The sequence below is a fragment of the Nocardioides zhouii genome (assembly GCF_004137345.1).
Classification (GTDB): Bacteria; Actinomycetota; Actinomycetes; order Propionibacteriales; family Nocardioidaceae; genus Nocardioides; species Nocardioides zhouii.
Genome location: NZ_SDWV01000009.1, coordinates 65,983 through 80,837, shown reverse-complemented (window position 1 = coordinate 80,837; position 14,855 = coordinate 65,983). Strand labels below are relative to the sequence as shown.

The window sequence follows — 14,855 nt, the reverse complement described above, 5'->3', positions numbered from 1 at the left end:
AGCGAAGGAACGACTAGATGACCATCACCACTGACGACGCCGCGTGGTTCGCGGACTCGTTCGGCAAGCTGACCGACAACGTCGGCCAGGCCCTGCTGGGCAAGGCCCCGGTCATCCGGCTGGCCCTGACCTGCATGCTCGCCGAGGGGCACCTGCTGCTCGAGGACGCGCCGGGCACGGGCAAGACCGCGATGGCGCGGGCCATCGCGGCGACCGTGCAGGGGAGCCACAGCCGGATCCAGTTCACCCCGGACCTGCTGCCCTCCGACATCACCGGCACGACGATCTACGACCAGGCGTCGTCGCGGTGGGAGTTCCACAAGGGCCCCATCTTCGCCGCGATCGTGCTGGCCGACGAGATCAACCGTGCCTCGCCCAAGACCCAGTCGGCGCTGCTGGAGGTCATGGAGGAGGGTCACGTCACCGTCGACGGCACGTCGTACGACGCGGGTCGTCCCTTCATGGTCATCGCGACGCAGAACCCGATCGAGCAGGCGGGCACCTACCGGCTGCCCGAGGCACAGCTCGACCGCTTCCTGATGAAGACGTCCGTCGGCTACCCCGACCGGGCGGCGGCCGTGCAGGTCCTGGCGGGGTCGGCGGCACCCGACCGTACGCGGACCCTGCAGCCCATGATCTCGACCCAGGCCGTCGCCGAGATGGCCGACCTGGTGAAGGTGAACCACGTCGACGACGCGGTGCTCGACTACGTCCAGCGGCTCACCGAGGGCACCCGCGACGACTCGGACACGACGCTCGGGGTCTCGACGCGTGGCTCGATCGCCATGGTGCGCGTCGCCCGCGTCTGGGCGGCCGCCCGCGGGCGCAACTACGTGTTGCCCGACGACATCAAGGAGCTCGCGCTCCCGGTGTGGGGCCACCGGATCGTGATGTCACCGGAGGCCGAGTTCGCCGGTGCCTCCGCTGCGGCCGTGGTCGGACGGGTCCTCGAGCGGGTCGAGGCTCCCATGCTGCGCGGAGCCGGCGTCTGATGCAGGACTCAGGAGCGCGGGCATGAGCTCGGCGACCCCGGCGGTTGCGGGGCGGAGGCGGCTGCCGCGCGCGGACGTCTCGGGCTGGGTGACCGGGCTCGGTCGGTCGCGTGCGGTGACCGGCACGCGTCGCGTCACCGACGACGTGTGGAACCGGACCGCGTCGTGGCGCCAGCGCGCCGCCGGGCTGGGCGGGTTCGTCACCCCGCTGGGGTGGATCGCCCTGCTGAGCCTCGCCCTCGCAGTGGTGGTCGGCCTCGACCGGTCGTGGTCCGAGCTCACCGCGGTGGCCACGGCACTCGGCGTCGCCCTGCTGGCCGCGCTGGCCTGGGTGATGGGCAAGACGGCGTACGACGTCGACATCGCGCTCGACTCCGAGCGGGTCCAGGTCGGTGACGACGCACTCGGGCGCCTGCTGATCCGCAACCGTGGCTCGAGGTCGCTGCTGCCGACCAGCATCGAGCTCCCGGTGGCGCGTGCCGTGGCGTCCTTCGACCTGCCCGCCCTCGGTCGCCACGACGAGCATGAAGAGCTCTTCGCCGTCCCGACCAGGCGTCGCGGCGTGATCCCCGTCGGACCGGTCGTGTCGGTCCGCGCGGACCCCCTCCACCTGCTCCGCCGTGCCCAGCGCTGGACCGAGCAGGTCGAGCTCTTCGTCCACCCCCGCACCCTGGTCATCGACTCGGGCCACGCCGGCTTCCTCAAGGACGTCGAGGGCGTGACGACGCAGGACCTGTCGAGCTCGGACGTGTCGTTCCACGCGCTGCGCGACTACGTGCCCGGCGACGACCGGCGCGCGATCCACTGGAAGACCACGGCACGCACCGGCAAGTTCATGGTGCGCGTGTTCGAGGAGACGCGGAGGTCGCACCTGCTGCTCCTCCTGTCGCTCCGCCCCGAGGACTACTCCACCTCCGACGACTTCGAGATGGCCGTCTCGAGCGTCGCGTCACTCGGCCTGCAGTGCCTCCGCGAGGACCGCGACCTGTCGGTCGTGACCCAGGCCGGGCACCTCCGCTTTCCCAGTGGCCGCGGGCTCCTCGACGAGCTGTCCCGCGTCGAGCTGGTCCCCGGCTCCGCGGCCGTCCCGAGCCTTGCCGAGAACGGGGTCGCCCTGGTCCCGAGCGCCTCGATCGTCGCCCTGGTGACCGGGGACGGCGCAGATGCCGCCGCCCTGCGAGCAGCCGACCGTGCAGCACCACTCGACGCCTTCACCTTCGCTGTGCGGTGTGCCGGCGACCAGACGGTCGCGCGCCGGAAGATCGGGCGGCTCACCGTGCTCGACCTGTCCGATCTCGACGACCTGCCGCGCGCCGTGAGGACGATGCGATGAATCCCTTCACCCGACCCTCGCTCACCGAACCGGGCACCACGCAGGTCACGCTCGGCCAGCGCGGCCGCAGAGTGCCGGGGGTCGAGCTGGTCGACGTCATCGCGATGCTCGTCCTCCTGGGGACGGGTGTCCTGGCGTTCGGCCCCGTGTTCGCTGACGTGTCGGGCTACGTCGCAGCTGGCGGTGGCGTGCTGGTCGGCAGCCTCCTGGCCGTGCTCGGTGCCTGGCGCCGCTGGTCGGTCTTCGGCGTGGCGGCCGCCACCCTCGCCGCGTTCGTGGTCTTCGGTGGCCCGTTGGCGCTGCCGAGCACCACGATCGGCGGAGTGGTGCCGACGCCCGAGACCGTCAACCGGCTCCTGGTGCTGACCTACCAGGCCTGGCGCGACCTCTTGACGGTCAGCGTGCCGGCCTCGTCGTTCACCGGACCTGCCGTGGTGCCCTACCTGTCCGGGCTCGTCTGCGCCGTGGTCGCCCTCACCCTGGCGCTCCGGGCTCGCCGGCACCTGTGGGCGCTCGCACCGGCACTCGCGCTCCTGCTGGTCGGCATCCTGTGGGGCACCAAGTCGGCTCCCTCGGCCGCTGCCCAGGGCGCCGTCTTCTGTGTCGTCGCCCTGGCGTGGGCGGGTTGGCGTACGGCGTTGCAGCAGCACCGCGACAACGCGCACCTGCTGACGAGTCGTCGTACGAACACCGGGGCCCAGCGTCAGCGCCTGATGGCCGCAGCGGTCATCCTGGCCGTGGCGGGCGGTGCGTCCGTCGTGCTGGGGGGCGGCATGGTCTCCGCCGCTGACCGCTACGTGCTGCGGGACGACGTCGTGCCTCCACTGGACCTGCGTACCTACGCCAGCCCACTGACCAGCTACCGCTACTACGAGCGGAACCTGAAGGAGAAGACCCTCTTCACGGTGACCGGGCTTCCCGAGGGTTCGCGACTCCGCGTCGCAACGATGGACGGCTACGACGGTCACGTCTACAGCGTCGACGCGGCCTCTGCGCAGTTCCGACGGGTCGGTGACCGGATCGGCGTCGAGGCTCCGGCCGGCGCCCGCACGGTCGGTGTCGAGATCGGCGACTACAAGGGCTACTGGATCCCCGGAGGGGGCGACGTCGGCTCCGTGGAGTTCTCCGGATCGCGCGCCGCCAACCTCGCCGCCAGCCTCTACTACAACGCCGACTCGGGCACCCTGCTCAGCACGGCCGGCCTGCGGGGCGGGGAGACGTACGACGTCACGCTGGTGCCCGACGCGGTGCCCAGCGACGACGAGCTGGCGGAGGACTCGATCGCCACGGAAGTGGGTGACGTACCGGTCGAGGTCCCTGACGCCATCGCGGGCATCACCTCGGACTTCGTCGAGCCGGGCGAGAGCCAGATCGACCAGCTCCGACTGCTGGAGTCGAGGTTCCAGGAGACCGGTTTCTACTCCAACGACGGCAAGATCTCCGCCGCAGGACACTTCGACGGGCGCCTGACCAAGCTCTTCAGCGGTGCCCGGATGATCGGTGACGACGAGCAGTACGCGACGTCGATGGCGCTGATGGTGCGACAGCTGGGCTATCCCGCGCGCGTCGTCCTCGGCTTCTACCCGGAGGAGGCCGGTGGCTCGTCACCCGTCGCGCTGACCGGCAACGACGCCCACGTCTGGGTCGAGGTGCCCTTCGAGGACGCGGGGTGGGTCGTCTTCGACCCGACCCCGGACCGGGACAAGACCCCGGACACGAAGGTCCCCAAGCCCGACGAGGTGCCCCAGCCACAGGTGCTTCCCCCGCCGGTGCCGCCGGAGGAGCCGGTCGACCCGCCGGACGACCGCACGGACGACAGCTCCACCACGAAGAAGGACGAGAAGGACCCCACGATCCCCGAGGGCGTCAAGATCGCCGGCTACGTCATCGGCGGCGGCACGCTGCTCGCCCTCCCCTTCGTCGCGATCGCGCTGCTCAAGAAGCGCCGACGTCTCCGGCGACGCCACACCGGTCGGACCGCCGACCGCATCTCGGGCGGGTGGGACGAGGTCGTCGACACCGCGCGGGACCTCGGTGTCACGACACCCACGCGGGCCACCCGGCAGGAGTCCGCCCGCGACCTCGCCGAGTCGTTCGCCGCCGCCGGCCCCGTGGCGGTGGCCGAGCGGATGGACGCCCACGTCTTCGGGCAGGGCGAGCCGAGCGCGGGTGACGTGGACGAGATGTGGCGCCAGGTCGACGAGCTCCGCACCGGCATGACCCGCTCGGTGCACCCTGTCCGCCGCGTCCGCGCGGCCTTCTCGCTGAAGTCGCTAGCCCGTCACCGACGCGTCAGGAACACACCATGAGCCTCTACCCGAGCGGAAGCCCCGCCACCATGGGGCGCCGCGTCGCGGCCCGACTGATCGACAGCGTGATCTCGGGCGTGCTCGTGGTCGCCTTCTACGGCTTCGCGCTCGCGGCGATCCTGGGTGGCGGCAGCGGCGAGCTGACCCTGGTGCTGGTGCTCCTCGGCCTCTACAGCGTGTTCTCCCTCTGGTCGACCCTCGCGAGGGCGGCACTGCCGGGACAGCTGATGCTGGGCCTGCACCACGTCGACCACGAGACCGGCCGGCGGGCCGGGGGGCGGACGTTCCTCAAGTACGGCGTGCAGTCCCTCACGTTCGGGCTGGCCATCCTCATCACGCCGCTGAGCATCCAGGCACCCAACCGTTCGTGGTTCGACCGCCTGGTCGGCGTCACGCTGGTCGACCCGCAGGCGGCCGACGCCGACGGCTCGGCCGGCACGCAGGTCGCCGCCCCGCCCGCGGGATGGCGGGCCGACGAGTCGCAGCTCACGCAGATGGGGCTGGGCGTGGCCGAGGAGTCGGGTGCGGGCGCGATGATCCAGTCGGTGCCATTCCAGGGCGGTGGCTCGCAGGTCGGGAGTGCAACACCTGCCGTACGTCGCGAGGCGGGCGTGGTCGAGCCGCGTCCCGCGGCGCCGGCCGAGGTCGTCACACCGCAGGCGGTCGTTGCGCCGCGTGCCCCGCAGCCCGTCGTCGTCCTCGACACGGGGCAGACCGTGGCCCTGTCGGGCCCGATCATCCTCGGGCGCGCACCCCGGCAGAGCGCGAGCCTGGGCACCGCCGAGCTGGTCGTGGTTGTCGACCAGGGCGTGTCGGCCAACCACTTGGCGCTGGGGATCGACCACGGTGCCCCGTGGGTGATGGACCTCAACTCCACGAACGGGTCGTGGGTCGACCAGGACGGTCGCGGACCGGTGCGCCTCGAGGCGATGAGCAGGTTGTCGCTGTCGCCCGGAGCCACGATCAGGCTGGGTCAGCGCACGGTCACGGTGACGGCGCGATGACCGACCACGAGTCCGGACCGGTGCTCCAGGTGCGAGCCGGCGCGGCCACGGACGCGGGCGCGGTCCGCGAGCGCAATGAGGACGCCTTCGTCGTGTCGAGCGTCGTCTTCGCCGTTGCCGACGGGATGGGTGGCCACGCCGGCGGCGCCGAGGCCTCGGCCATCGTCGCCGAGGAGCTCGCAGCACTCCCACCGGGGCCGTGGGCCACGGCCGTCGAGATCCACGGCGCGGTCGAGCGGGCGGCACTCCGCGTGACCGCACTGGCGGCCGGCGCCGCACCGGCTCCGGGGTCGACGCTGAGTGGCGTGGCCCTCGCCGAGCAGGACGGCATGCCCTGCTGGCTGGTCTTCAACGTGGGCGACTCGCGCACCTACCGCCTCCAGAACGGCAGGATCGAGCTCGTCACGGTCGACCACACCCGCGTGCAGGAGCTCGTCGACGCCGGCCGGATCAGTGCCGACGAGGCCAGGACCCACGCGCAGCGCAACGTCATCACCCGAGCCATCGGGGCCGGGTCCGTCGGGCCACCGCACCTCGATCTCTCCCTCCTCGTCGCGGGACCGGACGACCGCCTCCTCATCTGCTCGGACGGCCTGACCGGCGAGCTGAGCGAGCAGCTGATCGCTGCCCTCCTCCTCGACATCGCCGACCCGCGCGTCGCCGCGGAGGCCTTGGTCCGCGAGGCAGTCACCGCGGGGGGTCGGGACAACGTCACGGCCGTGGTCGTCGACGTGGTCGAGCTCGAGAGCACTGCGGTCGACAGTCGGTCCGATGACACGCACCCGGACCTGCAGATCGTCACGGACGAGAGCGGCGGCACGCTGCCCGACGCCGCGCTGGCCGGAGCGGATGGTGCGTTGTGACCAGTGTCGAGTGGGTACCCGGCGCGCACCACACGATCGTCCGGGACGGCGTCGTCGTGCTCCTGGCGGAGGACGTCACGCGCGAGCAGGTGCTCCGGGTCTGGCAGGCGCTGGACGCGCCGGCTGAGGTGGACGGCCTCGGCGGGCTCCTCGACACGCTGCGCGACGTGACCGGCCGCGGGCTCGGCTCGCTGCCGAGCTTCGCCATGTCGGTCGTCGACGACCGGGGACTGCACGTGGCAGCCCGGGGGACCTTCAACGCCTACGTCATCGACCTGGACGACACCGAGCACGTCGTACGCGGCGGTGAGGCGTCGGTCTGGGCCGAACGCAACTTCGACCAGGCCGCCGTCGCCGAGATCCGCCTCGGTGACGACGACCTCGACGGCACGTGGCTGCCGGTCCTCGGCGGAGTGCTGCCGGCCGCGGGGGTTCGGCAGCGCCTGGTCGAGCGCGCCGAGGCCGAGGACTCGGCGCCCGAGAACGCGGCGCCCGATGCGGCACCCGAGGACGACGTGGCGCCGGTGCCCACGCCGGGGCGCAGGGTGAGCGGTGCGCACGAGACCTGGATCGAGCCGGAGCCCGGCGAGGAGCTCGCGCCGACACCCGCCGCGGTCGAGGAACCGGATCCCGAGCCGGAGCCCGAGCCGGAGGTCGAGGCGGAGCCGGCGCCAGCACCGGAGGCCGCTCCCCGCCGCTTCGCCTCGCTGCTGTCGCCCCACACGGTGATGCACGACGTCGAGGAGGCGGCGGTCCGCCCGCCTGATGCGGATGCCGACGCGGACGCCGTCGGTCCATCGCTGTCCGACGCGCCCGACGCGGCGACTCCGCCGGTCGCTCCGGGCCCGGCCGCCGCGGTCCCCGACCACTCCGCCGCTGCGGACGCCGTGCCAGCGCCGCGACCGGTGGAGCCGGCTCCCGCGCCCACCCCGCCGAGCTTCATCTCCGGGGTGCCCAGCAGGTCGGCGTACGTCCCGCCGCCTCCGCCTGCACCCGCGCCGGTGCTGACCGACGCCGACGGTCCCGAGCACCACGACGGGCACACGATGTTCGAGGCGCCCGACAGCACCGAGCTCGACGCGTACCTCTCGGACACCCCACCCGCCCCGGACAACGACTCCGTGCTCGGCGTCCTGTGCCCGGCCGGCCACGGCAACCCCACGCACCGGACGGAGTGCCGCGTCTGCGGACAGTGGCTCGCGGGTGACAGTGTCCGCTTCGCGCGGCCCGGCCTCGGGTGGATGCACACCTCGGCCGGGGAGTCGATCGAGCTCGTGCAGAACGTCCTGGCGGGACGCAATCCGCGCGCCTCCCGCATCCAGGGCACCGTGATGCCCCGCCTGCTCCCGCTTCCGCACAGCCACGTGTCAGGGACCCACCTCGAGATCCGGTTGGAGGGCTGGAGCGTGATGGTGGCAGACCTCGGCTCGACGAATGGCACGTTCCTGCAGCGCCCGGGACAACCGACGGTCCGCATCTCCGAGACGGCCCAGCTTCTGCAGTCCGATGACGTCGTCCAGCTCGGGCATGGCGTGGACCTCCGGTTCGAGGCCCTGCCGTGAGCCGGCGGACCGCGGCAGCACCACCCGAGATCCCGGGGCTGAGCTTCATCGAGCCCCTAGGGGTGGGCGGGTTCGCCGACGTCTACCGCTACGAGCAGCTCGGGCGCACGGTCGCCGTCAAGGTCCTGACGGCCGACCTGTCGCACAACTCCCAGCAGGCCTTCGAGGCCGAGGCCAAGCAGATGGCCCGACTGTCCAACCACCCCTCGATCGTCAGCATCTACCACGCCGGTGCGGCACCGGACGGCCGCTCGTACCTCGTCATGGAGGTGTGCCAGCCGCACACCCTGGACGACCGGATCAAGACCCGGACGTACCCGGTGCCGAAGGCGTTGGAGATCACCATCCAGATCGCCGGTGCGGTGGAGTCCGCCCACCGGATGGGCGTGCTGCACCGCGACATCAAGCCCGCCAACATCCTCTTCACCGAGTTCGGCCGGGCGGCCCTGACCGACTTCGGCATCTCGGTGTCCACCGTGGACGGTCAGCAAGGGGTCGGGGTCGGGGTGTCGCCGGCCTGGGCGCCACCCGAGCAGGTCACCAAGGGTCAGCCCATGGGGCCGGGCAGCGACGTCTACTCCCTGGCCGCCACCTGCTGGGCGATGCTCGGCGGTCGCAGCCCGATGGTCGTGCCGGGTGGGGACAACTCGAACCTGGCCCTCATGGCACGCGCCCGCAACGAGCCGGTCCCGCCGCTGCGGCGCGAGGACGTGCCCGAGGCGCTCGAGCGGGTGCTGCGTACGGCGATGGCCAAGCCGGCCGACGAGCGCTACCCGTCGGCACTGGAGCTCGGGCGCGCCCTGCAGGCGATCCAGGCCTCGCTGCACCTCCCCGTGACGCCGATCGAGGTGGGCGAGGACGCGCCCGACCTGTCGTACGCCGACGACACGGGGCTCGAGGAGGCAGGCTCGACGCGGATCTCGACCTTCAAGGTGATCGACCCGGACGGAGCACCGCCGCCCGCGTTCGAGCCTCCAATTGCTCCGCCCCGTCCTCCCGTCAGCCCCGGGGCCGCCGGCCCTCGGACGGACTTCACCGGTCCGGCGATCCCTGCACCTGTCGCCGACGCGACCGTGGTCGGCCAGCACCTGGACGCCACGATCACTCCCGCGGCCGGGAAGTCCGCTCCGGCGCAGGACGGTGGGGGAGACGAGCGACCCGCCTCGCGGGCAGCGTTGGTCGTGGGCGGCCTCGCCGTGGCAGCACTGGTGGCCGCCGCCGTGGGCTGGCAGGCGCTCGCAGGTGACACCGCGGGCACCACCCAGGACACCCAGGTCCAGGAGAGCAGCGAGCCCGCCGACGCCATCGGGGACGAGATTCCCTCCCCCCAGCGGGTGCGTCTCGCCCAGCGCGGCCAGCGGGTGGAGGTCACCTGGCAGAACCCCGACCCCCAGGACGGCGACTCGTTCCTCTACCGCGTGGCCGACCCCTCACGCGAGCGGCCGTTCGCCGGCCCGGTCGCTGACGGTCCGGTCACCGTGCCTGCCCAACCCGGACGCACCTGCGTGGAGGTCGTGCTGCGGCGCAGCAACGGCCAGGCCTCCGTGGGCACGACGGAGTGCACCCGATGAGCGGCGACAACACCCTGACGATCGACTTCGCCGGGGAGATCAGCGAGCTCGAGCCGCGCTCGACGTTCACGATCGGCCGCGAGGGCGACCTGAGCCTCGATGACAACCCCTACCTGCACCGCACCTTCCTCGTGGTCTCCTTCCACGACGGCATGTGGTGGGTCCTCAATGAGGGATCCAGGCTCGCGGCCGGCCTGACCGACGAGGCGGGCCTGATGCGGACGACGCTCGCGCCCGGTGCCCGGTTGCCGATCGTGTTCGGTCGGACCAGCCTGACCTTCGCGGCCGGCAACACGTCGTACGAGCTGCTGCTCGAGTGCGAGCAGGCCACCTATCGCCCCGCCGCCGCAGTCCCGCGACGCGGCGAGGGGGACACCACGATCGCGCCGACCACCTTCACCGAGTCGCAGCTGATGGTCGTGCTCGCCCTCGCCGAGCCGGTCCTGCGTCGCGTCGGCAGCGGATCATCCAGCGTGCCGACCGCCGTGGAGGCGGCCAAGCGGCTCGGCTGGGCCCAGACCCGTTTCAACCGCAAGCTCGACAACGTCTGCGACAAGCTCAGCCGCGCCGGCGTCTCGGGACTCCGCGGCACCGAGACCGCGAGCGCGTCGAACCGACGCCTGCGCCTGGTCGAGTACGCCGTCTCGTCGCTCCTCATCACCGCCGCCGACCTGCGCCTGCTGGACGAGGCTCCTGCCCCTGCCGACCCGCCGGGAGGCGCATCGTGAAGCTCAAGCTGACCCTGCACCAGCCGGGCGCGCAGTCGCCCGAACGCAACCTCCTGGTGACGGCCGACGGCACGACCACGGCCGGGACGCTCGCCCAGACCCTTGCGGGAGCCAAGGAGTTCGCCGGGCACGTCCCGGGCGGCGTGCTCACGCTGCGCGCGGCCGTCGGTGCATCCGATGTCGTGCTGGATCCGAGCCTGGCGCTGATCGACTCGGGCCTGCGTTCGGGAGCTCGGGTCGAGCTCGCGTCTGCGGCGCAGGAGGGGGCCTCCCGTCCGGCGGCCGCCGTCCTGACCGTGACCGCAGGCCCGGACGCCGGCCTGCAGGTGCGCCTGCCGTCCGGAAGCGTGACGGTGGGTCGGGCGGCCGACTGCGACGTACGACTGAGCGACACGATGGTGTCCAAGCGCCATGCCCGGCTCAACATCGGGGCGCAGGTCGAGATCCTCGACGAGAACTCCGCCAACGGCGTCCTGGTCGGCGGCATGCGCGTCTCGCGCATCGTCCTGGGACACGGCGACATCGCCCAGCTCGGAGCCACCGAGATCACGATCGCGGTGACCGGGTCGGCCTCGCCCACGAGCGCGAGCACGGACATCGCCTTCACCCGGTCCCCGCGGGTCCTGCGTCGTCCCGAGGACCTCCAACGCGAGCTGCCGTCCGCGCCCAGTGAGCCCGACCCCGCCCACCTGCCGGTCCTCGCGCTCGTCGCTCCGCTGGTGATGGGTGCTGCACTCTTCGCCTTCACGCGCTCGGCGATCGCCGTTCTGTTCGTGGCACTGAGCCCCCTGCTGATGATCGGTTCCTACCTCGACCAGCGCCGCCAGAGCAGGAAGAAGCTCGCCGCGGTGCGTGCGTCGTACGACGCCTCGCTGGCGCGACTCGACGAGGAGATGGCATCACGCCACGAGCGGGATCGCGTCGCCCTGGAGGAGCTGTACCCGACCCTGGGCCGCTGCGTGGAGGCGGCCGGCCGGCGGACCGACGTCCTCTGGTCGCGTCGACCGGAGCACCCGGAGTTCCTGTCGGTCCGGCTGGGCACCGGGGACGTGACTCCCTTCGCCGGGTTCGACGATCGCCAGCCCTCCGCGGACGGCATCCCCGACCTCGTGGCGCGAGGCCAGGAGCTCACCGCGAAGTACGCCGTGATGCACGACTCCGCCGTCGCCTGCCACCTGCCGAGCGTCGGCAACCTGGGCGTCTGCGGAGGTCCCGAGGCGATGCGGGGAGTGGCTGCGGGAGTCGTGGCGCAGCTCGCCATCCTGCATGCGCCGTCCGAGCTGGTCCTGACCGCACTGGCCTCACCCGGGACCCGGGATGCCTGGGGCTGGCTCGAGTGGCTCCCGCACACCAGCTCACCTCACAGCCCCCTGACGGGCAACCACCTCGCGGCCGACCCCGCCACGGGCTCTGCCCTGCTGGACCGGCTCGAGGAGCTGGTCACCACGAGGCTCGGCGAGCGGTCCGAGGAGTCACCCGAGCGCGGCCCGGTCGTCGACGAGGGGTCGGACCACCGCGCCCAGGTCCCGGCCGTGGTCCTGGTGGTCGACGAACCCTCGACCGACCTGGCCCGCCTGACCCGGCTCACGGAGCAGGGGCCCGACGTCGGTGTCCATGTCGTCTGGTGCGCCGAGCGTCGCCAGGACCTGCCGGCGAGCTGCCGCACCTTCGTGGACCTGACCGACAGTGCCTCCCCCCACGCCGGCATGGTGCGCCGCGGCCTGACGCTCACCCCGCTGCGCGTCGAGAGCATGGCGCGCGGCGACGCCGGTCACCTCGCCAGGATCCTCACGCCCGTCGTCGACGCGGGCAGCCCGATCAGCGACGAGTCGGACCTGCCTCGCTCCGTGGCGGTCGTCAGCCTCCTGGGTCAGGAGGCCAGCGACGATCCGTCGGTCGTGGTGAACCGCTGGCGGGAGAACGGATCGCTCACCGACCGATCGGCGCCTCCGGCACCGCGAGAGCAACCCGTCAGCCTGCGAGCCCTGGTGGGGCACGCCGGGAGCGAGCCCTTCGCGCTCGACCTGCGTCTCCAGGGTCCGCACGCCCTCGTGGGAGGCACGACGGGCGCGGGCAAGAGCGAGTTCCTGCAGGCCTGGGTCCTCGGCCTCGCCCACGCGCTGAGCCCGGACCGGGTGACCTTCCTCTTCGTCGACTACAAGGGTGGCGCGGCCTTCGCGCAGTGCGTCGAGCTGCCCCACTGCGTCGGCCTGGTGACCGACCTGTCGCCCCACCTCGTACGTCGTGCGCTCCGCAGCCTGCGCGCCGAGCTCCACCACCGGGAGCGGCTGCTGCGCAGCAAGCGGGCCAAGGACCTCATCGAGCTCGAGAAGACCGGCGACCCCGACTGCCCGCCGAGCCTCATCATCGTCATCGACGAGTTCGCCGCGCTCAAGACCGAGGTGCCCGAGTTCGTCGACGGCGTCATCGACGTCGCGCAGCGCGGTCGCAGCCTGGGCCTCCACCTGATCATGGCCACGCAGCGCCCCACGGGTGTGATCAGTGACAGCCTCCGGGCCAACACCAACCTGCGCGTGGCCCTGCGGATGGCAGACGAGGTCGACTCCTCCGACGTGCTCGACAGCCCCATGGCCGCGCACTTCGACCCCTCGACCCCGGGCCGCGGTGCCGCCAAGACCGGACCGGGTCGCCTGTCCCGTTTTCAGTCGGGGTTCCCCAGCGCGCGCACGCCCGCCGTCGTCCCTCCCGCGCAGGTGCTGGTGGAGGAGCTCGACTTCGGGCGGGGCAGGACCTGGACGACGCCGAAACCGGCCGTCTCCCTCGACGGCGTGGAGACGGACATCACCCGCGTGGTGCGGACCGTCCGCGACGCCTGCGTGCAGGCCGCCGTGCCCGACCCGAGGCGACCGTGGCTCGAGCCGCTGGCGCCGTCGTACAACCTGGAGCGCCTGCGTCAGCGGACCGACGCCGAGCTCGTGCTCGGCGTGCTCGACGACCCGGACCACCAGCGTCAGGTGCCCGAGTACTACCGGCCCGACTCCGACGGCAACATCCTCTTCATCGGCACCAGCGGCTGCGGCAAGACCACGGCCCTGCGCACCCTCGCCGTGGCGTCGGCCATCAGTCCGCGAGGAGGGGGCGCGCACGTCTACGGCCTGGACTTCGCCGGCGGTGGGCTGCGGCTGCTCGAGCCGATGCCCCATGTCGCGCCGATCGTCGCGGGCGACGACGAGGAGCGGGTCGTACGCCTCCTGGAGCGTCTCGTGGGCGAGGTCGAGGACCGGTCGGTGCGGTTCGGTGCCGCCAACGCCGACACGCTCTCCGGCTACCGGAAGCTCCCGGGCCACGAGGACGAGCCGCGCATCATGCTGCTCATCGACGGCTTCGCTGCCATGAGGGAGGCCTACGAGAGCGCCACGAGACACCAGCGGACGTGGATGAACTTCCAGCGGCTGCTGGCCGAGGGCCGCTCGGTCGGCGTGCACATCGCGATGTCGGCGGACCGCGAGGGTGCCGTCCCGATGGCGATCCAGGCCTCGTTCCAGCGGCGCATCGTGATGAGGCAGCCCGATGAGGACAGCTACCTGTCGCTCAACGTGCCGCGTGACGTGCTGGGACCGGAGAGCCCTCCCGGACGCTGTGTGCAGCCCGACAACCCCCAGGAGCTCCAGCTCGCCATCCTCGGCGCGGAGGTGGCGGTGGCGGCCCAGGCCCGGCTCATCGAGGAGCTCGCCGTCGAGATCGCGACGATCGTCCGGTCGCGACCGGCGCCGATCGAGGTGCTGGGCAGCCACATCCCGGAGTCGGCCGTGCCCGCGTCGCTGGCCGGTCGGCCGGTGCTGGGTGTCGCCTACGACACCCTCCAGCCGGTCGGTCTCGACCTTGCCTCGGTCTTCATCCTGGCCGGCCCGGCCGGATCGGGGCGGACCACGGCTCTGCGCTGGCTCGCCGAGTCCGTACGACGGGCGCGACCCGAGGTGCGGCGCGCGTTCCTCACTCCGCGGCGTAGCCCGCTGGCAGTGGCCGGGGGGTGGGACTGGTCGGCGTGCGGCACCGACGAGGTCACCGAGGTGGCCGACGCCCTGCGGCCCCTCGTGGAGCAGGACGGCGCCACACATCCCGTCATGGTCGTCATCGAGGCCATGCCCGAGCTCGTCGGCACCGCTGCCGAGGCCGACCTCCAGGCCGTGGTCGTGTCCGCGCGCCGCAACGGACACCTCGTCGTCGCGGAGGGGGAGACCGCGTCGTGGAGCTCGGCGTACGGCGACCTCGGCGAGGCCGTCAAGGCCGCGCGCGCAGCGCTGCTCCTGCAGCCCGATGCCAACGACGGCGACAGCCTTGCCAAGACCACGCTCCCCAACGTCAAGCAGGCCGACTTCGCCGTCGGTCGCGGCTACTGGGTGCGCGGAGGCGTGGCCACTCAGGTGCAGATCCCTTACCCCGCCTAGCCCCATGGGTCGACCGACCCATCGACGCCCGCTCGGCGGGCATCCACGATTCAGCTACACCACACCACACACACCAGAAGGAGA

Annotated in this window: 9 protein-coding genes; all 9 read left to right on the top strand. The window is 72.4% G+C overall.

From position 1 onward, the window contains the following. The first annotated feature begins 17 nt into the window (after positions 1–17). From EUA94_RS10615 to EUA94_RS10575, 9 genes are read left to right on the top strand one after another with little or no spacing between them, the layout of a single operon-like run. Entirely contained in the window at positions 18–992 is a 975-nt protein-coding gene (locus tag EUA94_RS10615; protein WP_129426856.1) for an AAA family ATPase, read from the top strand. Positions 993–1,014: 22 nt separating this feature from the next. Beyond that, positions 1,015–2,325, top strand: coding sequence for a DUF58 domain-containing protein (locus tag EUA94_RS10610; protein ID WP_129426855.1), 1,311 nt, complete (start codon positions 1,015–1,017; stop codon positions 2,323–2,325). Beyond that, positions 2,322–4,634, top strand: coding sequence for a transglutaminase TgpA family protein (locus tag EUA94_RS10605; protein WP_129426854.1), 2,313 nt, complete (start codon positions 2,322–2,324; stop codon positions 4,632–4,634). Before EUA94_RS10610 ends, EUA94_RS10605 begins: the two co-directional genes overlap by 4 nt. Beyond that, complete coding sequence (locus EUA94_RS10600) at positions 4,631–5,638, top strand: RDD family protein (protein ID WP_129426853.1); 1,008 nt, start codon at positions 4,631–4,633, stop codon at positions 5,636–5,638. Before EUA94_RS10605 ends, EUA94_RS10600 begins: the two co-directional genes overlap by 4 nt. Then, complete coding sequence (locus EUA94_RS10595) at positions 5,635–6,501, top strand: PP2C family protein-serine/threonine phosphatase (protein WP_129426943.1); 867 nt, start codon at positions 5,635–5,637, stop codon at positions 6,499–6,501. Before EUA94_RS10600 ends, EUA94_RS10595 begins: the two co-directional genes overlap by 4 nt. Continuing rightward, positions 6,498–8,063, top strand: coding sequence for an FHA domain-containing protein (locus EUA94_RS10590; protein WP_129426852.1), 1,566 nt, complete (start codon positions 6,498–6,500; stop codon positions 8,061–8,063). Before EUA94_RS10595 ends, EUA94_RS10590 begins: the two co-directional genes overlap by 4 nt. After that, complete coding sequence (locus EUA94_RS10585; protein ID WP_129426851.1) at positions 8,060–9,634, top strand: serine/threonine-protein kinase; 1,575 nt, start codon at positions 8,060–8,062, stop codon at positions 9,632–9,634. The genes EUA94_RS10590 and EUA94_RS10585 overlap by 4 nt, the downstream gene beginning before the upstream one ends. Next, positions 9,631–10,362 (top strand): FHA domain-containing protein, encoded by a 732-nt coding sequence (locus EUA94_RS10580; RefSeq protein ID WP_129426850.1) that lies wholly within the window; start codon positions 9,631–9,633, stop codon positions 10,360–10,362. The genes EUA94_RS10585 and EUA94_RS10580 overlap by 4 nt, the downstream gene beginning before the upstream one ends. Continuing rightward, positions 10,359–14,771, top strand: coding sequence for an FtsK/SpoIIIE domain-containing protein (locus EUA94_RS10575; RefSeq protein ID WP_165356856.1), 4,413 nt, complete (start codon positions 10,359–10,361; stop codon positions 14,769–14,771). The genes EUA94_RS10580 and EUA94_RS10575 overlap by 4 nt, the downstream gene beginning before the upstream one ends. Positions 14,772–14,855 lie beyond the last annotated feature (84 nt).

Bases quoted from the DNA above. Each gene is read 5' to 3' on its own strand.
- EUA94_RS10615 (WP_129426856.1), top strand. From the start codon at position 18: ATGACCATCACCACTGACGACGCCGCGTGGTTCGCGGACTCGTTCGGC.
- EUA94_RS10610 (WP_129426855.1), top strand. From the start codon at position 1,015: ATGAGCTCGGCGACCCCGGCGGTTGCGGGGCGGAGGCGGCTGCCGCGC.
- EUA94_RS10605 (WP_129426854.1), top strand. From the start codon at position 2,322: ATGAATCCCTTCACCCGACCCTCGCTCACCGAACCGGGCACCACGCAG.
- EUA94_RS10600 (WP_129426853.1), top strand. From the start codon at position 4,631: ATGAGCCTCTACCCGAGCGGAAGCCCCGCCACCATGGGGCGCCGCGTC.
- EUA94_RS10595 (WP_129426943.1), top strand. From the start codon at position 5,635: ATGACCGACCACGAGTCCGGACCGGTGCTCCAGGTGCGAGCCGGCGCG.
- EUA94_RS10580 (WP_129426850.1), top strand. From the start codon at position 9,631: ATGAGCGGCGACAACACCCTGACGATCGACTTCGCCGGGGAGATCAGC.